Origin of the sequence: Streptomyces xiamenensis, from assembly GCF_000993785.3 — a bacterium.
Classification (GTDB): domain Bacteria; phylum Actinomycetota; class Actinomycetes; order Streptomycetales; family Streptomycetaceae; genus Streptomyces; species Streptomyces xiamenensis.
The window spans coordinates 5,587,226-5,607,181 of record NZ_CP009922.3 but is presented as its reverse complement, the minus strand read 5'-3'; the positions used below and the strand labels follow the sequence as shown (position 1 = coordinate 5,607,181).

Here is a 19,956-nt window from a genome sequence, read left to right as displayed (position 1 = left end):
CGGCGTCCGCCCGCCCGGACACACGGTCCGGGCGGGCGGTGACGCGCGGGCCGCGGACGCTCAGCGCGCCATTTCCTCGCGCAGGGCCGCCAGGAAGGCGTCGACGTCCTCCCGCGTGGTGTCGAAGGAGCACATCCAGCGCACATCGCCGGCGTTCTCGTCCCAGAAGTAGAACCGGTGGCGTTTGCGCAGCCGCTCGGCGGCCTCCCGGGGCAGCCGGGCGAAGACTGCGTTGGCCTGGACCGGGTGGAGGATCTCCACACCCTCGATGTCCGCCACCCCCGCCGCCAGCCGGGCGGCCATCGCGTTGGCGTGCCCGGCGCTGCGCAGCCACAGGTCACCGGCCAGCAGCGCCTCGAACTGGACGGACACGAACCGCATCTTGGACGCGAGCTGGAGGGACAGCTTGCGCAGGTGCCGCATGGCGCGCACCGAGCCCGGGGAGAGGACGACCACGGCCTCCCCGTACAGCAGGCCGTTCTTGGTGCCGCCGAAGGAGACGACGTCGATCCCGGCGTCGGTGGTGAGGGCGCTCAGCGGCAGGTCCAGGGCGGCTGCGGCGTTGGCGAGCCGGGCCCCGTCCAGGTGGACGGTCATGCCGCGCTCGTGCGCGTGGTCGGCGATGGCCCGCAGCTCGTCGGGGGTGTAGAGGGTGCCCAGTTCGGTGCTCTGGGCGAGCGAGACGACCTGGGGCATCGCCCGGTGCTCGTCGTCCCACCCGTACGCCTCGCGGTCGATCAGGGCGGGGGTGAGCTTGCCGTCCGGGGTGGGCACGGTGAGCAGCTTGATGCCGCCCACCCGCTCGGGGGCGCCGCCCTCGTCCACGTGGATGTGCGCGGTGTCGGCGCTGATGACGGCGCCCCAGCGGTCCGTGAGCGCCTGGAGCGCGACGACGTTGGCGCCGGTGCCGTTGAAGACCGGGAAGGTCTCGGCACGAGCGCCGAAGTGGCGGCACATCACGTCCTGGAGATGGCGGGTGTAGTCGTCGTCGCCGTACGCGCCCTGGTGCCCGCCGTTGGCCAGCGCGAGGGCGGCGAGGATCTCGGGGTGGGTGCCGGCGTAGTTGTCACTGGCGAAGCCGCGCACACTTGGGTCGTGGTGACGGCGGGCGTCGGTGTCGGTCACGGCTGGGGGGTGAGCCACTGGCGGGTTCCGTTCACTTCCTCGGTGGGCCTGCTCCACAGACCGGTGACGGCCTCGGCGAGGTCGGTGACATCGGTGAAGCCGGCGAATTTCGCTCCCGGGCGCTCGGCACGCAGGGCCTCGTGCACCAGGGCCTTGACGATCAGGACGGTGGCGGCGGACGGCGGAGGGCCGCCGGCGTCGGTGCCCGCCTTGCGGAAGCTGTCGGCCAGGGCCATGGTCCATGCCTCCGCGGCGGCCTTGGCGGCGGCGTAGGCGGCGTTGCCCGCGGTGGGGCGGGTGGCGCCGGCGGCGGAGACCAGGACGTAGCGGCCGTTGCCGCTGCGGGCCAGGGGGCCCTCGAAGGCGAGGGAGGTGTGCTGCACGGTGCGGATCAGCAGGTCGTGCAGCACGTCCCAGTCGGCGAGGTCGGTGTCCGCGAAGGAGGCCGAGCCGCGCCAGCCGCCGACGAGGTGGACGAGGCCGTCGATCCGCCCGTACTCCTTCTCGGTCCTGGCGGCCCACTGGCGGGCGGTGTCCAGGTGGAGGAGGTCGACGGTGTCACCGGTGACGGTGGCTCCGCCGTGGGCGAAACGGGCGGCGTCCACGGCGGCGGCCAGGCGTTCGGGGTCGGCGTCGGCGGCCACCACGGTGGCTCCGGCGCGGGCCAGGCTGAGCAGGGTGGCGGCGCCGGCCGGTCCCGCCGCCCCGGCGACGGCGACGACCGCGCCGTCCAGGGGGCCGGTGGTGGGCACTGCGTCGGTGTCGGTCATCGTCCCTCGCTTCCTCGGGGCTCTTCCATCATGGCCCGGCGCCCGGTCAGGCCGCCTGTCGGACGGTGGTGTCCGCCGTGATGCCCCGGGTGGATTCGATCACCTTGCGGAGCTTCTTGGCCAGCGCCTCGTAGAACAGACTGAGCGGGAACTCGTCCGGCAGGACGTCGTCGACGAGCTTGCGCGGGGGCTGGCTGAGGTCCAGGGCCTCGGGACCCTTGGCCCAGGTCGAGCCGGGGTGCGGGGAGAGGTAGGCGCTGACCAACTCGTACGCCTTGAACCAGTGGACGATCTTGGGGCGGTCGATGCCCAGCCGGTACAGGGTCTCGATCTCCTCGCGCAGCCGCACGGTCAGGGCGCGGGCGTGCTCCCAGTCGATGCTGAGCCGGTTGTCCGTCCACTGGAGCGCGCCGTTCTGGTGGAGGTAGGCGAACAGCAGCTGGCCGCCGAGGCCGTCGTAGTTGCGGTTGCGGGCGCCGGTGACGGGGAAGCGGAAGATCCGGTCGAGCAGGATGGCGTACTGGACGTCGCGGGCCTGGGGCAGGCCCTCGCGTTCCAGCCGGACCGCCTCGTGGAAGGCGGTGAGGTCGCAGCGCAGCTCCTCCAGGCCGTACATCCAGAAGGGCTGGCGCTGTTTGATCATGAAGGGGTCGAACGGCAGGTCGCCGTGGCTGTGGGTGCGGTCGTGGATCATGTCCCACAGGACGAAGGTGTGCTGGGTGCGCTCCTGGTCGGTGAGCAGCCCCTGGGCGTCCTCGGGGAGGGCGAGACTGGTGACCTCGCCGGCGGCGGCGACGACCTTGCGGAAGCGGGCGGCCTCGCGGTCGCAGAAGATGCCGCCCCAGCTGAACCGCTCGGGGGCCTCGCGGACCGCGATGGTCTCCGGGAACAGCACGGCGGAGTTGGTGTCGTAGCCGGGGGTGAAGTCCTCGAAGGTGATCCCGAGGAACATCGGGTTGTCGTAGCGGGTGCGCTCCAGTTCGGCGAGCCACTCGGGCCACACGACGCGCACCACGACGGCTTCCAGGTTGCGGTCGGGGTTGCCGTTCTGGGTGTACATGGGGAACAGCACGAGGTGCTGGAGGCCGTCGGCGCGGTGCTCGGCGGGCCGGAAGGCGAGCAGCGAGTCGAGGAAGTCGGGGACCCCGAAGCCCTCGTCCGCCCAGCGGCGCAGGTCGCTCTCCAGGGCCCGGTGATAGGCGGCGTCGTGCGGCAACAGGGGTGAGAGAGTCCGCAGTTCGGTGATGACGCGCTCGATGTCGCGTTCGACGGCGGCGCGGGGCGGGGCTCCCTCGGCGTCGAAGTCGATGGAGCCGTCCGGCGACTGGGCGGGGCGTACGGCTTCGACGGCGTGCTTGAGCCGGGGCCAGGCCGGGTGGTCCACGACGCGGGCCGCCGGGGTCGGCGGATACTCCTCGGCGGTGGTGGGGGCCAGGGTTTCCGGCATGATCACTCCTCCACAAAAGATCCTCGCGTACTTGCACGGTATCCGGGGAAGGTCTGTCGATCAAGCCGAGATCCGGGAAATTATGCGGTGGCAGCATGTTTAGACAGAAACTTTTCCTGCCCTGGAGGGTGTTGCGGGAGCCACGCGCGGTGTTCAGCGGGGCGTCACCGGGCGCCGCTACGGTGGCCCCATGTCACTCATGATCGTCGGGCACCGCGGGCTGATGGGCGTGGAGCCGGAGAACACCCTGCGGTCCTTCGTCCGTGCCGAGCGGGAGGGCGTGGACGTCATCGAACTGGATCTGCATCTGAGCAAGGACGGCGCGCTGGTGGTGATGCACGACGCCGACGTGGACCGCACCACCGACGGCGCCGGGCCGGTCGCCGACCACACCGCCGACGCGCTGCGCGAACTGGACGCCGGGCTCGGGGAGCGGGTGCCCCTGTTCGAGGAGGTGACCGAGGCGGTCGCCCTGCCCCTGCAGGCCGAGATCAAGGACCCGGCCGCGGCGAGGACACTGGCGGCCGTCATCACCGCCCGCGGGCTGGCCGGGCGGGTGCGGGTGATCTCCTTCCACGACGAGGCGCTGCGCACCGTCCGCGGCCTGCTGCCCGAGCAGTCCATCGGCCTGGTCACCGGGCGCTCCACGGACACCGCCGCGGAACGGGCCCGGGAGCTGGGCGCGGACCTGGTCTCGGCGGAGCTGCCGCATCTGACGCGGGAGGCGGTGGACCGGTGCCGGGCGCTGGGCCTGGAGGTGATCAGCTGGACGGTCAACACCGGCGATGACCTGGCGCGGGTGCGCGAACTGGGCCTGGACGGGGTGGTGACCGACCGGCCGGAGATCGTGGCGGAACTCAGCCGCCCAGCGGCTTGACCAGCCGTTCGAATTCGAGGTCGGGGCGGCGCGGGAGGCCGAAGCGCTCGTCACCGTACGGGAACGGGGTGCGCTCCCCCGTCCTGGTGTAGCCGCGGCGCTCGTACCAGGCGATGAGGTCGGTGCGGGCGGTGATCACCTGCATCTCCATCCGCTCCACCTGCCACACGGTACGGGCCGTCCGCTCGGCGTGGGCCAGCACGGCCGCGCCGATGCCGGCGCCCTGGGCCGTGGGGCTGACCGCGAACATCCCGAAGTAGGCGACGCCCGGGCCCCGCGGGTCCGGGCGGTGCTGCAGCTGACAGCAGGCCAGCAGCGGGGCGGGCGCGGCGCCGGTGTCCTTCGGCAGGGCGACCGTCACCACCAGGCCGTCCGGGTCGCCGATGGCGTCCCGGACGCCCTCGGGGTCGGTGCGCTGTCCGTCCAGCAGGTCCGCCTCGGTGGTCCAGCCCGCGCGGCTGGACTCGCCCCGGTAGGCGGATTCCACCAGGGCGACGAGCGCGGGCACATCGGCCTCGGTCGCCGTCGCGAAGACCAGTTCTGCTGCTGCTGTCACAGCGGTCCATCGTACGCGCGTGCCCACCGCCCACTCCCCCGCGCTCCCCGCGCTTCCGTGCGCCCTCGTAGCCCGGCGGCGGCGCGGGCAGGGAACGGGGGGCGGACATCGGGAGGGGTGCGATGCACGAGGGACCGGTGGTGGTGGGGTGGCTGTTGGTGGCCCTGTGCGGGAGCACCGGACTGTACTGCCTGTACCGGGCGGCGGCGGGTCCTGGGCGGGGAGCGCGGCGGCCGGCGGGCGTCGAGGGGGCCATGGGCCTCGGCATGGCGGTCATGGCGGTGCCGGGGGCCGGAGCGGCGGCGCCGGGGCAGGCGTACGTGGTGTTCTTCGGCGTGCTGGCGGGCTGCTCCGCCCTGCTGCGGGCGCGGCCCGCGCACCGGGCCCACCACGTCGTGGAGGCGCTGGCCATGGTGTACATGGGGCTGGCGATGCTCGGCCCGGCGGGACACGGTGCGGGCGGCGTGCCGGTGCTCACCGGGGTGCTGCTGGCGTACTTCGCGCTGTACGCGCTGCGGACGGGTGCGCTGGTGGTGCCGGTGCTGCCCGCGCCGGTGGCTGCCGGCGCCGGACCGGTGGCCGGCGGCGGGGCGGAGCCGGCGGAACGGTCGCCGGAGGTGGCGGCGGGCTGCCGGCTGGCGTTGTCGCTGGGGATGCTGGTGATGCTGGTGTCCATGTGAGGACGGTGTGGGACGGATCACCCCGGCGCCGGGCGGGAGCGGGGCGGCCTCTAGGCTGACGGGCATGGTGATCGCGCTCGCGTTGCTGGTGCTGGGTGGGCTCGCCGCGGCGACGGCGCCGCGCGTGCTGGCCAGGGTTTCCTGGCCGGACCGCGAACCGGTGCTCGCGCTGTGGGTGTGGCAGTGCGTGGTGGCGGCCGTACTGCTGTGCTGTGTGCTGGCGATGGCTCTCAGCGGGGCGGCGGCCTGGCACGGGGTGCGCGGCCATGTCTTCGCGCCGGCCCCGGCGCCGGTGATCGAGGCGTACGCGCTGCAGCCGGACGGTCAGCTGTGGGCGGCGGTGCTGGCCGTCCTGCTGGCGGCGGGCGGGATCTGGACGGCGGTGATGCTCACCCTCCAGGTACGGCAGGCGCGCGCGGCGCGCCGGGCCCGACGGGCGCGGCTGCGGGAGCGGGCGCCGCTGCTGCCGGGTGAGAGCGGCACGGGGAACGATGCCGGGGAACGGCTGATCGTGCTGGAGAGCGAGCGGCCCGACGCCTGGCTGCTGACGGACGGCGCGGAGCGGCGGCTGGTGATCACCACGGCGGCGCTGCGGCGGCTGACCGGGCGGCAGCTGGACGCGGTCCAGGCGCACGAGGACGGGCACGCGCGGGCGCGCCATCACTGGCTGGTGCACTGCGCGGACGCGCTGGCCGAGGGTTTTCCGCGGGTGCCGGTGTTCGCGGGGTTCCGGGACCAGGTGCACCGGCTGGTGGAGCTGGCGGCCGACGACGCCGCGTCGCGGCGGTTCGGGAGGCTGACGACCGCGCTGGCGCTGGTCGGCCTGAACGAGGACCGCGGGGTCTTCGCCTCCCCCGCCCACCGCGCGCAGCTTCCGCACCGCGTCCACCGCCTGCTGACGCCGTCCCGGCGGCTGACTCCGGCCCGGCGCCTGCGGCTGACGGCGATCGCCGCCCTGGTTCCGGCCGTGCCGCTGCTGCTGGCCTTCGCCCCCGGCCTGAGCGCGCTGGGCGGCTGAGCCCCGGGGCCGAACACACCGCACGACTCGCTGGAACGTCCCGGCCGGACGCTTCGCCGGCGCGACGGAGCCGGCCCGTCGTGGCACATCGCGGCCTGAGCGGCCGCCACGCCCGAGCCGACGGCGCGCGCCCGGTAACCCGGGCCGGTGACGCGACCGCACCTCACCACCGCCTCCCCGTACGGGATCGTCCCGGGCGATCCGCTGCCGGGTGCGCGCTCAGCGGTCCGCACCCGTGCGGCGCGGAGGAAGGGCGCGGCGGGTGGGGGAGGATCGGGGGATGGCGATCAAGGGTGTGCTTTTCGATTTTTCCGGGACCCTCATGCGCATCGAACCGGCGGAGCGCTGGCTGAGCACCGTCCTGGCGCGGACCGGGGTGGACATGCCGGACGGCGAGACGCGGCGGCTCGCCCAGGAGTTGGAGGAGGCGGGGGCGCTGCCCGGCGGCGGCGCACCGCGTGAGGTGCCCGAGGAGCTGGCGGAGCTGTGGCGCGAGCGGGACCGCGATCCCGCCGGGCACCGGGCGCTGTACACGGGGCTGGCCCGGCGCGTACCGCTGCCGCGCCCCGGGCTGTACGACGCGCTGTACGAGCGGCACATGGAGCCGGACGCCTGGCGCCCCTACCCCGACACGGAACCGGTGCTGGCCGGGCTGCGGGAGCGCGGGGTGCGGGTGGCGGTGGTGAGCAACATCGGCTGGGATCTGCGTCCGGTCCTGGGTGAGCACGGTCTGGACCGGTACGTGGACGCCTGGGTGCTGTCCTACGAGCACCGGCTGGTGAAGCCGGATCCCCGGCTGTTCGAGGTCGCCTGTGCGGAGTTGGGGCTGTTGCCGCGGAACACGCTGATGGTGGGCGACAACCAGCGGGCGGACGGGGGCGCGACGGCGATCGGATGTGCCCTGCACCTGGTGGAGCACCTGCCGGTGACCGAGCGCCCCGACGGTCTGCTGCCGGTGCTGGAGCTGGTGGGCTGACGCTGTGGTGGCGGTATCGGGCGGTCCCCCGCGCCGCCCGATACCACCGGTCCTTGCCGGACAGGGCTCCGCCCCCGGGGCGGATGTCCGGCGTCCTCGCTGAGTATATTGGCTGTTAGCCAGTCAACGGGAGTCCAGCATGTCCCCTCGCCGCGCATCGGTCAATGAAGAATTGCGGCGGCGCTCGCGCGAGCGGCTGCTCGAAGCGGCCGCCGAGCTGTTCGGGGAGCGGGGTTACGAGGCCACGACCTTGGGCGACATCGCCGAACGGGCCGGTGCGGCCCGGGGTCTGGTGTCGTACTACTTTCCGGGAAAACGGCAGCTGTTGCAGAGCGCCGTGCACCGGCGGATGCATCTGACACTCGCCGCCGCGCTGGAGCGTGAGCCGGCGCCGTGCGCGGACGCGGCGGGCGGCCGGGAACTGCTGGCGCGGGCGATCGACGCGATCCTGGGCCTCGCGGCGCGGCGGCCGGTGCTGATGCGGGCGCACATGGCGCATCTCTTGCAGCAGGAGGGGTTCGTCCAGTGCGCCGAGCAGCAGCGGCTGGCGGCGCTGCTGCGGGAGACGATGGTGCGTTACGGGGCCGCCGATCCGGACACGGACTACCGGATGCTGCGCGCGCTGCTGATGGGCGCGGTGGTGGCGGTGCTGCTGCCGGGGGCGCCGATGCCGGGGCACCGGCTGCGCGCGGAGCTGTTCGCCCGGTACGGGCTGGAGTGGGAGCTGGGATGCCCGCCGGGCGGTGAACCGCCCGGCGGGGTGCTCATGTCATCGGGTGAGGGTGCTCACCCGTAGCGGTGCTCACCAGTAGCTGGGCTGGGTCTGGGCGTTGAGCTCGGTGAGCTTGACGCCGCGCGCGCCGTTGGTGCGCGGGTCGTCGATGCGCAGAACGTCCAGGCCCATCTGATCGTTGGAGTAGATGTAGCCGTTGTAGTAGTAGGCGGACCAGGAACCGCCGAAGGTCAGGGTGTCGTTGCTCTGCGGCCCGCGGTCGAAGTAGCCGATCTCGTGCGGGTTGCCGGAGTCGGTGAACTCCCAGATGGACACGCCGCCCTGGTACCAGGACTGCACCATGATGTCGCGGCCCCGGACCGGGATGAGCGAGCCGTTGTGGGCGACGCAGTTCTCGGTGTCGGACTGGTAGCGCGGGATCTTGAAGTAGCTCTGGAACTCCAGGCGCCGCCGGTCGCCCTTGCCGGTGATGTGGTAGATGCCGTTGGCGCCGTACTCGTCGCCGATGCGGGCGTTGCAGGTGGCCGCGCCGCCGCCGCCCAGTTCGTCGGTGAAGACGACCTTCTTGCCGTCCTGGCTGAAGGTGGCGGAGTGCCAGAAGGCGAAGCGCTCGGCGTCCTGGACCCGGTCGATGACGCGCGGCTTGGCGGGCTTGGAGATGTCCATGAGGATGCCGTCACCCATGCAGGCGCCGGCGGCGATCTTCAGCCGCGGGTAGACGGTGATGTCGTGGCAGCCCGTGGTGGCCGAGCCGCGGTCGCTGCCGGGGAAGCCGCCGTCGGGGAAGAGCACTTCGAAGCTGGAGACCTCGGCGCGCTCGGGGGCGTTGCGGGGCACCTTCACGATGGAGATGCCGTCGTGCGGCGGCTGGCAGTCGGGGAAGGAGGCGTCGGGGTAGTAGGAGGAGATGTAGAGGTAGACGTTCTTGCCGTCCGGCACCAGCGTGTTGGTGTGCGAACCGCAGTACGTCTCCACGGCGGAGACGTACTTGGGGTTGCGCTTGTCGCTGATGTCGAAGATCCGGATGCCTTCCCAGGAATCCTTGATGGTCGCCGACTGGGAGACGCTGTTGCAGGAGTCGTCGCTGCGCGAGGAGTCGACGGACAGGAAGAGCAGGTCGCCGCTGACGGAGATGTCGCCCTGGCCGCCGGGACACAGCACTTCGGCGACGATCTTCGGCTTGCTGGGGCGGGAGATGTCGTGGATGACGAAGCCGTTGTAGTTGCCGGCGTAGGCGTAGTTGCCCTGGAACGAGATGTCCGAGTTGGTGGACTGCAGGGCGTTCTTGGGGACGTTGGCCACGTGGGTGACGTTGGGGGTGTGGACGATCTCGCCCAGGCCGGGTATCTCGCCGGTGCTGCCCGCCGATTCCAGGCGCGGGGACTGGTCGGCGGTGATCTCCTGCGACGTCTCGGGGGCGTCGTCGCCCGCGTCGGGGGTGGCGAGGGCTGTTCCGCTGAGGGCATAGGTGGCCAGCAGGCCCGCGAGGGCCGCCATGGTCACTCCGAGCCGCCTGCGTCGCACGCGGGGTCTGTGCAACGATGTCACTGGAATCCTCCCGGGATCCGTTCCGGTGTTACGTGGGGTTGACCGGTTCACGGATGTCATCAGTATCCCGACGTGCATGTACAGATCAATATGGGAAACAGATCATTCATCTTTCCGTATTGGCTGATGATGCACTCGCGCATCAGGAGGACTCTGTGTCAACTCTTCGCTCCCGCCGCTCTGTCACGGGTGCCGCGACGGCCGTATCCCTGATCGCCGCGCTCGCCGCGGCGGCGCTCACCGGCTGCACCGGCGGCGAGGCGGCCGCCGGGGACACCGGGCGCGCCGACGAGGCGTCGGTGATCGCGCCGGGCCGGCCGGGCGAGGAGGCGCGGACCATCTCCCCGCAGGAGGCCCGCGAGGCGGCCGAGGAGGGCACGGCCCCGAACGCCGCCGATCACGCCTTCATGACCATGATGATCGACCATCACGAACAGGCCATCGAGATGACCGATCTGGCCGAGGAGTTCGCCGACCATGCCTCGGTACGCGGGATCGCCGGCCGGATCGCGGCGACCCAGGGCCCGGAGATCGAGATCATGCGCGCCTGGCTGCTGCGCAACGCCGCCGGCGAGGGGGCCGGGGACGAGGCCCGGCACGGGCACGGGGAACACGGCGCGGACATGCCGGGGATGGCGAGCGAGGCGGACATGGAGCGGCTGCGCGCCGCGCGCGGCGCGGAGTTCGACGCGCTGTTCCTGGAGCTGATGATCACTCACCACGAGGGTGCGGTGACCATGGCGGCGGACGTCTCCGCGCAGGGCAACGACGGGGCGGCACTGGAGCTGGCCGCCGAGATCGGCGCATCGCAGCGGGTGGAGATCGCCCGGATGGAGGCGCTGCGCTAACGGGCGCGTTCGCGCGCCGCCGCGGCCAGGACGGCGTCCAGCAGGCCGGGGAACAGCTGCTCCAGGTCGGCGCCGCGCAAGGCGTTCATCTTCGCGGTGCCCCGGTACGTCTGCGCGATCAGCCCCGCCTCACGCAGCACCCGGAAGTGATGGGTGCTGGTCGACTTGCTCACCGGCAGGTCGAAGTCCGAGCAGGACAGCTCCGCGCCGGGACCGGCGGCGGCGAGCCGGCGCAGCACGGACAGCCGCAGCGGGTCGGCCAGCGCCTGGAGCACCTGATCGAGGCGGATCCGTTCGCGGTCCGGGTGGTCCAGGGTGCGGCCGGCGACGGTGACGGGCGCGGGGGAGGAGGGGTTCATGCGTCCATCATACGAGGGACGTCGTACTTTGATGAGCGTCGTACTACGATGGCTGCCGTACCACCGTTTCCCCCTGCCCGAGCCCCCGCGAGGAGCCTGCCGTGAGTCCCCTGTTCGAGCCCTTCACCCTGCGGTCGCTGACCCTGCCCAACCGGGTCTGGATGGCCCCGATGTGCCAGTACTCCGCCCCGGACTCCGGACCCGACACCGGAGCCGTGCGCGACTGGCACCTGGTGCACTACGGCGCCCGGGCGGCCGGCGGCGCCGGGCTCGTCCTGCTGGAGGCCACCGGGGTCAGCCCGCAGGGCCGCATCAGCCCGGCCGACCTGGGGCTGTGGAACGACCGGCAGGAGGCGGCGCTGCGCCCGCTGACCGCGTTCATCAAGGAGCGGGGATCCGTCCCCGGGATCCAGATCGCCCACGCCGGGCGGAAAGCCGGCACCGACCGGCCCTGGCTCGGCGGCCGGCCGCTGAGCCCGGAGCGGGGCGGCTGGCAGCCGGTCGGCCCGTCCCCGCTCGCCTTCGACGAGCACCACCCGGTGCCCACCGAGCTGAGCACCGCGCGGATCCACGAGATCACGGGCCAGTTCGCCGACACGGCCCGGCGCGCGCTGAGGGCCGGCTTCGAGGTCGTGGAGGTGCACGGCGCGCACGGCTATCTGCTCGGCGAGTTCCTGTCCCCGTTCAGCAACCACCGCACCGACGCGTACGGCGGCGACTTCGCCGGGCGCACCCGGTTCGCCCTGGAGGTGGTGGACGCGGTGCGCGCGGTGTGGCCCCAGGACCTGCCGGTGTTCTTCCGGATCTCGGCCACCGACTGGCTCCCCGAGGGCGGCTGGGAGGCGGAGGACACGGTGCGTTTCGCCACGCTGCTGCGCGAGCACGGGGTGGATCTGCTGGACGTCTCCAGCGGCGGCAACGCCCCCGGGGTACGGATCCCCACCGGACCCGGCTACCAGGTGCCGTTCGCGGCCCGGGTCAAGGCCGAAACGGACCTGCCGGTGGCGGCGGTGGGCCTGATCACCGAACCGGAGCAGGCCGAGAAGATCCTGCGCAACGGCGAGGCCGACGCCGTCCTGCTGGGCCGCGAGCTGCTGCGCGACCCGTACTGGCCGCACCGCGCCGCCCGTGACCTGGGCGTGAGCCACCACGGGGTGCCGCCGCAGTACCAGCGGGCGGTGTGAGCGCCGCCCGTACGGACGTACGGGACGCTTCGGGCATGGCGCGCGGTGTCGGTCCCGGACAGTAGGGTAACGGACCGTGGCAGCACGACCGTTGAATGAGATTGTGGAAGCGGGCTGGGCCAAGGCCCTGGACCCGGTGGCGGACCGGATCGCCGCGATGGGCGATTTCCTGCGCGCGGAGATCGCCCAGGGGCGGACGTACCTGCCCGCCGGGCAGCACGTCCTGCGGGCCTTCACCCAGCCCTTCGACGAGGTGCGGGTGCTGATCATGGGGCAAGACCCGTACCCCACCCCGGGGCACGCCGTGGGGCACAGCTTCTCGGTGGCGCCCGAGGTGCGGCCGCTGCCCGGCAGCCTGGAGAACATCTTCCGGGAACTGCACACCGACCTGGGGCTGCCCCGCCCCTCCAACGGTGATCTCACCCCCTGGACCCGGCAGGGGGTGCTGCTGCTCAACCGGTCGCTGACCGTGGCGCCGCGCACCCCCGCCTCCCACCGCGGCAAGGGCTGGGAGGAGGTCACCGAACAGGCCATCCGGGCGCTGGTGGCGCGCGGCACGCCGCTGGTGGCGATCCTGTGGGGCCGCGACGCCCGCAATCTGCGCCCGCTGCTGGGCCAGGTGCCCAGCGTGGAATCGGCGCACCCCTCCCCCATGTCGGCGGACCGCGGCTTCTTCAACTCCCGGCCGTTCAGCCGGGCCAACGCGCTGCTGGCCGAGCAGGGCGCCGCGCCGGTGGACTGGACGCTGCCGTGAGCGGCCCCGCCGGGGGCTGGGTGCTGGGGGTGGATTCGGGCGGTTCCGGGCTGCGGATCGCGCTGGCCGGGGTGACCGGCTCCGGCGCGGTGGAGCCGGGATGGGAGACGGTCACCGACGGGCCGGTGCGGACCGGCGGCGCGGGGATCGACGCGGAGCAGTTGCTGGAACGGGTGCTGCCGGCCGCCGGGAGCCTGCTGGCGCGGGCGGGGGCGGCGGCGCGGGTCACGGCCGTGTGCGTGGGCGCGGCCGGGATGGCCACCCTCGGCGCGCAGCTGCGGGAACGGCTGCCGGCGGCCCTGGGGCGGGAGTTCGGGGTGCGGCGCTGGGCGCTGGCGGCGGACGCGGTCACCGGTTACGCGGGGGCGCTGGGCGAACGGCCGGGCGCGGTGGTGGCGGCCGGCACCGGGATGATCGCGCTGGGCATGGACGGCGGGCGCTGGCGGCGGGCGGACGGCTGGGGCCATCTGCTGGGCGACAGCGGCAGCGGGGCGTGGATCGGGCAGCGCGGGCTGGCGGCGGCGCTGCGGGCGTACGACGGACGGACCGGCGGTTCGTCCGCGCTGCTGGAGCGCGCGGAGCTGATGTTCGGGCCGGCCGGCGGGCTGCCGGGGGTGGTGTATCCGCGCAGTGACCGGGCGGCCGTGCTGGCGTCCTTCGCTCCCGAGGTGGCCGCCTGTGCCGGTAACGACGAGGTGGCGGCGGGGATCCTGACGGCGGCGGCCCTGGAGATCGCGCGATCGGCGGCGGCGGTCGCGCCCGCAGGCGGCGAGGTGGCACTGACCGGCGGGCTGTTCCGGATGGGCGATCCGCTGCTGGGGCCGGTGCGCGCCGAGCTCGGGCGGCTGCTCCCGGGTGCCGCGGTGACCCGCTCCACGGGTGATCCGCTGGCCGGGGCACTGCTGATCGCGGGCCGGATCGCGGCCGGCGGGCTGCGGCTGCCGCCCGATCGGGGGCTGTTGGAGCTGGGTTGACCGGGTCACACGCAGGCGCGGGATTTTTCCGGACAAACCCCGAGGGGGAGGCCCCGGCCGAACAGCCAACCACATCAAGGCATTAACATGCGGCGACATGAGCTCCCCCACTGGGCACGGGACCGGCCTGCCCGTACGAATGCCGAGACCACGCCAGCCCGGACGCCACCGCCGTCCGGAGCCCGTCAGCGCGCCCGAGGGCGCGCCGGTGCTGGTGCTTGCCGTTCCCGGTACCCCGTCGGCGGTCAGCCGTGGCATCGCCGAGGAAGTGACCAGCATCGCCCGCTCCGAGCTGCCCGGGCTCGACGCCCGGGTGGGTTTCGCCGAGAGCCACGACGGTGACGAGGAGTTCCCGTCGCTGCGCCAGGTGCTCGCGGGGGTGGCGGCCGAGCGCGACGACGCCGATCAGCAGCCCGCGGCCGTGGTCGTCCCGCTGCTGGCAGGCCCCGACAGTGCCCAGCTGCGCGGGATCCGGCAGGCGGTGCTCAGCAGCGGTTCGGGCGCGGAGCTGACGGACGTCCTGGGGCCGCACCCGCTGCTGGCCGAGGGGGTGCACGTACGGCTGTCCGAGGCCGATCTGGCGCGCGCGGACCGGGCCCGGCTGTTCACCGTGGCGACCGCGGCGGACGGGATCATCCTGGCCACCGTGGGCGGCGAGGAGGCCGTGCAGGCGGCCGGGATCACCGGGATGCTGTTGTCGGCGCGGCTGGCGGTGCCGGTCCTGGCGGCGGCGCTGGACGAGGCGGGTTCGGTCGCGGACGTGGCGGCCCAGCTGATCGAGGCGGGTTCGCAGCAACTGGCGCTGGCCCCGTGCCTGATCGGGCCCGAGGTGCCGGACGGCCTGCTGGCCGCGGCGGCCGACGAGGCGGGCTGTGCGATGGCCGAACCGCTGGGCTCCTACCCGGCGATCGGCAGGCTGGTGCTGTCGGCGTACACCACCAAGCTGGGCATTCCGCTGCGCGACGCGCAGGGGGCCTCGGCGCTGTGACCCCGGCCCGCCCGGCGGCGTCGTTCCCGAGCGGGGGCGCGGCTGTCACACTGGCCGCATGACGACCGTGCTGCCGGCCGCTGCCCTGGTGTTCGACCTCGACGGCACACTGGTGAACAGTGAGCCGCACTACTACGAGGCGAACCGCCGCGTACTGGCCGGGCACGGCGTGTGTGATTTCAGCTGGGAACGGTACACAAGCTACATCGGCGTCGGCGCGCTGGACGCGCTGATCGCCCAGCGGGCGGAGTACGGCATCGCCGCGCCCGCCCAGGAGTTGCTGGCGGAGCAGGACCGCTGCTACCTGGAGCTGATCCGGGGCCGTATCGAGGTCTTCCCGGGGATGGCGCGGCTGGTGGAGCTGGCGCACACGGCGGGGCTGCCCATGGCGGTGGCCTCCGGATCGACCCGTGAGGCGATCGACGCGGCGCTGACGGGCAGTGCGGTGGGTGCACTGCTGCCGGTACGGGTCTCTGCCGAGGAAGTGCCGCGCGGCAAACCGGAACCGGATGTGTTCGAGGCGGCGGCGCGGCGGCTGGGGGTACCGCCCGAGCGGTGCGTGGTGGTGGAGGACGCGGCCCCCGGGGTGACCGCGGCGCTGCGCGCCGGGATGCGGTGCGTCGCGGTGCCCTCGGTGCTGCGGGCGGCGGACGAGGCGGTGTTCGCGGGCGCCGGATTGTGCTTCCCGGGCGGGCAGGACACCTTCGACGCCGACGCCGTGCTGGCCTGGATCGGGTGCGCGGCGGGCGGAGAGCCGGCGGCCGGGCGCGCCGGTTCGTGACCGGCGGGTGGCGCGGCACCCGATGTGCGGATGTCGTGCGGAGCTCATGGATTGCGTTTCGATAACCCAGGAATAGCCGTATGTGGTGGCATTCATCCCCAGCAGATACCGGCGAGCACCGGGCATCGCCCGGCTGGAGGAGACGTGACCCAGTTCGGCTCGCCCGGAGACACCACGGAACGCGACCCCTCCCCCGCCGGCCCGCCCGCGCCGCGCGTGGACGGCGTCCGGCTCCTCCAGATCCTCGACCGGCTGGGTGAGATCGGCGCGGACCCCGGCGGCGGCGTGACCCGGCTCGGCCTGGGGCCCCTGGAGCAGCAGGCGCGGAACTGGCTGGCCGGGGTGGGCCACGCGGCCGGTCTGGTGCCGAGCACCGACCCGGCGGGCAATCTGTTCCTGCGGCTGCCCCGGCCCGCGAGGGGCCCCGTCCTGCTCATCGGCTCGCACGCGGACACGGTGGTGCAGGGCGGCCGGCTGGACGGCGCCTACGGGGTGGTGGCGGCGATCGAGGTGCTGCGGGTCCTGCACGCCACCGGCACCCGGCTGCCTTTCGATCCGGTCGCCGTGGCCTTCTCCAACGAGGAGGGCGCGCTCGTGCAGTTGCCGTTCTTCGGCTCGCGGGCGGTGTGCGGACAACTGGCCGACGGGCTGTCCGCCACGGACCGTTCGGGGCGCGGCGCGCGCGAGTACCTGGCCGAGTACGGCGGGGATCCCGACCGCCTCGCCGAGGCGGCGTGGCCCGCCGGCAGCATCGCCGCGTACCTGGAACTCCACATCGAACAGGGTCCGGTGCTGGAACGGGCCGGGATCCCCATCGGAGTGGTGGAGGGCATCGTGGGCCGCGTCATCGTGGACATCGAGGTCACGGGGCAGGCCCAGCACGCGGGCACCACCCCCATGGACGCGCGCCGCGACGCACTGGTGGCCGCCGCCGAACTGGTGCTGGGCGTGCGGCGGATCGCCGCGGACAAGATCTGTACGACGGCCACGGTCGGCTTCCTGCGGACCGGGCCCAATGTGACGAACACCGTGCCCGGCACGGCACGGCTGACGGCCGAGGTGCGGGACATCGACCCGGCGCGGCTGGCCGCCGGGGAGGCGGCGGTGCGGGAGGTGTGCGCGGAGGTGGAGCGGCGTACCGGCTGCTCCGTGCGCTGTGTCCGCTCCAGCGGTTCGGCTCCGGTGGCCACGGATCCGGTGCTGCGCAGGGCGATCGCGGAGGCCGCCGACGCGCTGGGGCTCGCCCAGCTGTCGCTGCCCAGCGGGGCCGGCCACGACGCGCAGATCGTGGCGTCCCTCGCCCCCATCGGCATGATCTTCGTACCGAGCAGCGACGGCATCTCGCACGCCCCGGCCGAGGACACCCCGCCCGAGGCGCTGGTGCGCGGGGCCGATGTGCTGCTGCGCACCGTGCTGCGGCTGGGCGCCGCCGCCGGCGGGGACACCGGCCGGGGGAAACAGCCCGCGTCGTGAGGTATGCCTCCGGAGCCTGGCGGGAAGTAGACATTCTTGTTCGTTGACTGTGCCGCGACCGCTGTGCCATCGTCTCCGAAAGGAGTTGCCCCGCTACCCCGCGTGGTGACTCCGGTCGGGTACCGCCCGCGGCCGGCTCTCCGGCCGTGGCCCGGTGGGCCCACGCACCACGTGTCACCGCAGGCCGGAAGGCCACTCACCCTGTATTCCGGCTGCTCGACGGCACGTTCTACGCGTGTGGCCCCGATCGGGAGCACGCTTCCTCGCTCCGCCGCGCGGTCTTTCGGAAGACGGATCGAGCAGTGAGGGAGAAACACAGCGCATGGAGTTCCGGATACTCGGCCCGCTGGAAGTGGCCCACGAGGACGTCCCGCTCCAGGTCAGGGGCTCACGGCAGCGCACCGTTCTGGCGTTGCTGCTCCTGGAGGCCGAACGGATCGTGCCGGTCGACCGGTTGATCGACGGGGTGTGGGGCAAGGAACCGCCCGCCACCAGCCGCAGCCAGATCCAGATCTGCATCTCCTCACTGCGTCACCAGCTGTCGGCCGCCGGGCTCATCACCACGCGGCCGCCCGGCTACCGGCTGCGGACCGGCGAACACGCGCTGGATCTGGCAGACTTCGAGACCCGGGTCGCGGACGGCCGCAGATCCGCCGCCGAGGGGCGGTTACGGCAGGCCGCCGGGGCGTTCCGTACGGCCCTGGCGCTGTGGCGCGGGCCCGCCCTGCACGGGATCGGCAGCCGCCTGGTGCGCGGTGGGGTCGCCCAACTGGACGAGCAGCGGCTGGCGTTGCACGAGGAGTGCCTGGAACTGGAGCTGGCCGCGGGGGAGCATCAGCGTCTGGTGGGTGAACTGGCGGCGCTGGCCGCCGCGCACCCCCTGCGGGAGAGACCCAGGGCGCTGCTGATGACGGCGCTGTACCGCTCGGGCCGGCAGGCCGAGGCACTCACCGAATACCGCAGGACGCGGGAGACGTTCATCGAGGAGCTGGGCATCGAGCCCGGTGAAGGGCTGCGCCGGCTGCACCACGCCATCCTCACCGGCGACCCTCGGCTGATCCAGGGTCCCGACGGCGGGCCGGCGGAGCGGGCGACGGTGGCCCAGCGGCACGCGCCGACCCGGGTGCCACGGCTGCTGCCCGCCGATGTCGCCGACTTCACCGGGCGGCGCGCGACCGTCGCCGCCCTGCTGGAGCGCCCGGCCGGAGGGTCCGGGGAGCAGGGGGCGGGTGAACCGGGCCCTGAGCGGGGCACGGAGCCGCCCACCGGGCCCACCGCCGTACCGGTCACCGTGGTCACGGGGCGTGCGGGGGTCGGCAAAAGCACCCTGGCCGTCCACGTGGCGCACCGGCTCGCCGCCCGCTATCCGGACGGGCAGTTGTTCGCCTCGCTGTCGGGTACGGGGGGGCCGGTGGGGCCCGGCGATGTGCTCGGGCGGTTCCTGCGGGCGCTGGGCGTCGCCGAGGCCGAGATCCCGGCCGGCACGGAGGAACGCGCGGAGATGTACCGGGACCGGCTGGCCGGGCGGCGGGTCCTGGTGGTGCTGGACGGCGCGGGCACGCAGCAGCAGGTGGCAGCGCTGCTGCCGGGTACCGCCGCGTGCCGGGTGCTGATCACCTCGCGGCACCGCCTGACGGGGCTGCCGGCCGCGCGGCGGGTGGAACTCGGCCCGTTCGACCGGGCCGACGCCCTGGAGTTCCTGGCCAGGATCGCCGGCCGCAGGCGCGTCGAGGGCCAGCAGGCGCAGGCCGCTCAGCTGTGCGCCGCCTGCGACGACCTGCCGCTGGCGCTGCGCGGTGCCGCCGCGCGGCTGGTGGCCCGGCCGCACTGGACGGTCGCCGACCTGAACCGCCGGCTGCTGGAGTGCGCCCGGCCGCTGGACGAACTCAGCCGCTCGGGCACCGACGTACGGGCCGCCGTGGCAACCGCCTACGACAGCCGTACCCCGGGTGCGCGCCGGCTGCTGCGGCTGCTGGCGGTGCCCCAGGCCGCGTCCTTCGCCTCGTGGGCCGGGGGCCCGCTGCTGCGCACCGATCCGCTCACCTCGCAGGATCTGCTGGAGGAGCTGGCCGAGTCGTATCTGCTGGAGGTCGACATCGATCCGGTGAGCGGCGCGGCCCGCTACCGGCTGCCGGGGCTGGTGCGGGCCTTCGCGCGGGAGCGGCTGGCTGTCGAGGAGACGGCCGGTGCACACCGCGCCGCGCTCGAACGCTACCTGGGGGCGCTGCTGTTCCTGCTCGACGAGGCGTACCGCAGGGGCGGCCACGACCGGGCGCCGGAGAGCGGATCCGGCGGTGCCGGTGTGACCCGCTGGGCGCTGCCCGCGCGCTGGGTGGGCCAGATCCTGGCCGATCCCGGGGACTGGTACGGGCGGGAACGTCCCTGGCTGCTGCTGGCCGTCCGGCAGGCGGCCGACGCGGGGCTGCTGCCGCACGCCCGGGCCCTGGCGGACGCGGTGGTGGCGGTGTGGGGGCAGTGGCGCGCGGCGCCCGGCTGGGGCGGGGCGGACGGCACGGGTGACGGCGGGGCGCCGCGGACCTCGCGTGCGGGGGGCCGGGCGGTGCTGGTCGCGGTGGCCGGGGCCGGCGGGTGGGCGGTGGGGCCCGGCACGGCGGAGGCCGGGGACGAGATCGAGGCGTTGATCGCTCTGGCCGGTGCCTACCGCCACCGGGGCGAACACGGACAGGCCCGTGCATTGCTCGCGGCGGCGCGGCGGGCGGCCGGGAACGCGCCGCCGGAGGCCGTGACGCGGCTGACGGTGGCGCTCGCGGAGGAGGGGGCGCGGCCCGCGCCGCCGGAACCAGCGAGGCTGTTGCTGCCGAAGGTGCCGGCGGTTCCCTGACGCATCGTGGCGCGGAAGGGCCG

General features: G+C 73.8%; 19 protein-coding genes. 13 read left to right on the top strand and 6 right to left on the bottom strand.

Translation table 11 applies throughout. From position 1 onward, the window contains the following. Window positions 1-60: 60 nt before the first annotated feature. Genes SXIM_RS25585 through SXIM_RS25575 form a run of 3 tightly spaced genes read right to left on the bottom strand, consistent with a single transcriptional unit; the run spans window position 61 to window position 3,342 of the window. The gene (locus SXIM_RS25585) at window positions 61-1,143 is read right to left on the bottom strand and encodes a threonine aldolase family protein (RefSeq protein ID WP_046725217.1); all 1,083 of its coding nucleotides are present in this window, start codon (window positions 1,141-1,143) and stop codon (window positions 61-63) included. Next, on the bottom strand, window positions 1,122-1,895 hold the full coding sequence (locus SXIM_RS25580) for an SDR family oxidoreductase (protein ID WP_030731905.1): 774 nt from the start codon (window positions 1,893-1,895) through the stop codon (window positions 1,122-1,124). The genes SXIM_RS25585 and SXIM_RS25580 overlap by 22 nt, the downstream gene beginning before the upstream one ends. Before the next feature lie 46 nt (window positions 1,896-1,941). Beyond that, a complete protein-coding gene (locus SXIM_RS25575) occupies window positions 1,942-3,342 on the bottom strand; it encodes a DUF6421 family protein (protein WP_030731897.1) in 1,401 nt (466 codons plus the stop codon). 190 nt (window positions 3,343-3,532) lie between these two features. On the opposite strand from SXIM_RS25575, the gene SXIM_RS25570 reads away from it, so the two are divergent. Continuing rightward, window positions 3,533-4,219: a glycerophosphodiester phosphodiesterase gene (locus SXIM_RS25570; protein ID WP_046725216.1), complete on the top strand. Its 687-nt coding sequence runs from the start codon at window positions 3,533-3,535 to the stop codon at window positions 4,217-4,219. Here SXIM_RS25570 and SXIM_RS25565 read toward each other — a convergent pair. Then, window positions 4,200-4,775 carry a GNAT family N-acetyltransferase gene (locus SXIM_RS25565; RefSeq protein WP_046725215.1) on the bottom strand — a complete coding sequence of 192 codons (576 nt, stop codon included), beginning with the start codon at window positions 4,773-4,775 and terminating at the stop codon, window positions 4,200-4,202. The genes SXIM_RS25570 and SXIM_RS25565 overlap by 20 nt on opposite strands. A 122-nt stretch (window positions 4,776-4,897) precedes the next feature. Here SXIM_RS25565 and SXIM_RS25560 point away from each other — a divergent pair, with 122 nt between their 5' ends. The 4 genes from SXIM_RS25560 (at window position 4,898) to SXIM_RS25545 (ending at window position 8,245) form a co-directional block, all read left to right on the top strand. Then, complete coding sequence (locus SXIM_RS25560) at window positions 4,898-5,455, top strand: DUF5134 domain-containing protein (RefSeq protein ID WP_030731885.1); 558 nt, start codon at window positions 4,898-4,900, stop codon at window positions 5,453-5,455. A 64-nt stretch (window positions 5,456-5,519) separates the two neighbouring features. Beyond that, the gene (locus SXIM_RS25555) at window positions 5,520-6,473 is read left to right on the top strand and encodes a M56 family metallopeptidase (RefSeq protein ID WP_030731882.1); all 954 of its coding nucleotides are present in this window, start codon (window positions 5,520-5,522) and stop codon (window positions 6,471-6,473) included. A 280-nt stretch (window positions 6,474-6,753) separates the two neighbouring features. Then, window positions 6,754-7,449, top strand: a complete 696-nt coding sequence (locus SXIM_RS25550; RefSeq protein ID WP_030731879.1) for an HAD family hydrolase — start codon at window positions 6,754-6,756, stop codon at window positions 7,447-7,449. A gap of 139 nt (window positions 7,450-7,588) precedes the next feature. Next, window positions 7,589-8,245 (top strand): TetR/AcrR family transcriptional regulator, encoded by a 657-nt coding sequence (locus tag SXIM_RS25545; protein ID WP_030731876.1) that lies wholly within the window; start codon window positions 7,589-7,591, stop codon window positions 8,243-8,245. Window positions 8,246-8,251: 6 nt separating this feature from the next. Here the strand turns inward: SXIM_RS25545 and SXIM_RS25540 are convergent, their stop codons facing one another. Beyond that, window positions 8,252-9,679, bottom strand: a complete 1,428-nt coding sequence (locus SXIM_RS25540) for an LVIVD repeat-containing protein (protein WP_246156939.1) — start codon at window positions 9,677-9,679, stop codon at window positions 8,252-8,254. 206 nt (window positions 9,680-9,885) lie between these two features. On the opposite strand from SXIM_RS25540, the gene SXIM_RS25535 reads away from it, so the two are divergent. Beyond that, the gene (locus tag SXIM_RS25535; RefSeq protein WP_046725213.1) at window positions 9,886-10,578 is read left to right on the top strand and encodes a DUF305 domain-containing protein; all 693 of its coding nucleotides are present in this window, start codon (window positions 9,886-9,888) and stop codon (window positions 10,576-10,578) included. Here SXIM_RS25535 and SXIM_RS25530 read toward each other — a convergent pair. After that, window positions 10,575-10,937: an ArsR/SmtB family transcription factor gene (locus SXIM_RS25530; RefSeq protein ID WP_030731867.1), complete on the bottom strand. Its 363-nt coding sequence runs from the start codon at window positions 10,935-10,937 to the stop codon at window positions 10,575-10,577. The two genes, SXIM_RS25535 and SXIM_RS25530, sit on opposite strands and share 4 nt — an antisense overlap. Window positions 10,938-11,038: 101 nt before the next feature. On the opposite strand from SXIM_RS25530, the gene SXIM_RS25525 reads away from it, so the two are divergent. The 7 genes from SXIM_RS25525 (at window position 11,039) to SXIM_RS25495 (ending at window position 19,933) form a co-directional block, all read left to right on the top strand. Continuing rightward, window positions 11,039-12,121, top strand: coding sequence for an NADH:flavin oxidoreductase/NADH oxidase (locus SXIM_RS25525; RefSeq protein ID WP_030731864.1), 1,083 nt, complete (start codon window positions 11,039-11,041; stop codon window positions 12,119-12,121). Between the two features lie 76 nt (window positions 12,122-12,197). Further along, a complete protein-coding gene (locus tag SXIM_RS25520) occupies window positions 12,198-12,875 on the top strand; it encodes a uracil-DNA glycosylase (protein ID WP_030731862.1) in 678 nt (225 codons plus the stop codon). Further along, window positions 12,872-13,849 (top strand): N-acetylglucosamine kinase, encoded by a 978-nt coding sequence (locus SXIM_RS25515; protein WP_234306848.1) that lies wholly within the window; start codon window positions 12,872-12,874, stop codon window positions 13,847-13,849. Before SXIM_RS25520 ends, SXIM_RS25515 begins: the two co-directional genes overlap by 4 nt. A 97-nt stretch (window positions 13,850-13,946) precedes the next feature. After that, window positions 13,947-14,837 (top strand): sirohydrochlorin chelatase, encoded by an 891-nt coding sequence (locus tag SXIM_RS25510; protein WP_174864342.1) that lies wholly within the window; start codon window positions 13,947-13,949, stop codon window positions 14,835-14,837. Between the two features lie 58 nt (window positions 14,838-14,895). Continuing rightward, a complete protein-coding gene (locus SXIM_RS25505) occupies window positions 14,896-15,618 on the top strand; it encodes an HAD family hydrolase (protein WP_046725212.1) in 723 nt (240 codons plus the stop codon). Between the two features lie 144 nt (window positions 15,619-15,762). Next, window positions 15,763-17,091 (top strand): Zn-dependent hydrolase, encoded by a 1,329-nt coding sequence (locus tag SXIM_RS25500; protein ID WP_052385224.1) that lies wholly within the window; start codon window positions 15,763-15,765, stop codon window positions 17,089-17,091. Between the two features lie 322 nt (window positions 17,092-17,413). Then, window positions 17,414-19,933: an AfsR/SARP family transcriptional regulator gene (locus SXIM_RS25495; protein ID WP_053116305.1), complete on the top strand. Its 2,520-nt coding sequence runs from the start codon at window positions 17,414-17,416 to the stop codon at window positions 19,931-19,933. Window positions 19,934-19,956 lie beyond the last annotated feature (23 nt).

Bases quoted from the DNA above. Each gene is read 5' to 3' on its own strand.
- SXIM_RS25580 (WP_030731905.1), bottom strand. From the start codon at position 1,895: ATGACCGACACCGACGCAGTGCCCACCACCGGCCCCCTGGACGGCGCG.
- SXIM_RS25575 (WP_030731897.1), bottom strand. From the start codon at position 3,342: ATGCCGGAAACCCTGGCCCCCACCACCGCCGAGGAGTATCCGCCGACC.
- SXIM_RS25570 (WP_046725216.1), top strand. From the start codon at position 3,533: ATGTCACTCATGATCGTCGGGCACCGCGGGCTGATGGGCGTGGAGCCG.
- SXIM_RS25560 (WP_030731885.1), top strand. From the start codon at position 4,898: ATGCACGAGGGACCGGTGGTGGTGGGGTGGCTGTTGGTGGCCCTGTGC.
- SXIM_RS25555 (WP_030731882.1), top strand. From the start codon at position 5,520: ATGGTGATCGCGCTCGCGTTGCTGGTGCTGGGTGGGCTCGCCGCGGCG.
- SXIM_RS25550 (WP_030731879.1), top strand. From the start codon at position 6,754: ATGGCGATCAAGGGTGTGCTTTTCGATTTTTCCGGGACCCTCATGCGC.
- SXIM_RS25545 (WP_030731876.1), top strand. From the start codon at position 7,589: ATGTCCCCTCGCCGCGCATCGGTCAATGAAGAATTGCGGCGGCGCTCG.
- SXIM_RS25540 (WP_246156939.1), bottom strand. From the start codon at position 9,679: ATGGCGGCCCTCGCGGGCCTGCTGGCCACCTATGCCCTCAGCGGAACA.
- SXIM_RS25530 (WP_030731867.1), bottom strand. From the start codon at position 10,937: ATGAACCCCTCCTCCCCCGCGCCCGTCACCGTCGCCGGCCGCACCCTG.
- SXIM_RS25510 (WP_174864342.1), top strand. From the start codon at position 13,947: ATGAGCTCCCCCACTGGGCACGGGACCGGCCTGCCCGTACGAATGCCG.
- SXIM_RS25505 (WP_046725212.1), top strand. From the start codon at position 14,896: ATGACGACCGTGCTGCCGGCCGCTGCCCTGGTGTTCGACCTCGACGGC.
- SXIM_RS25495 (WP_053116305.1), top strand. From the start codon at position 17,414: ATGGAGTTCCGGATACTCGGCCCGCTGGAAGTGGCCCACGAGGACGTC.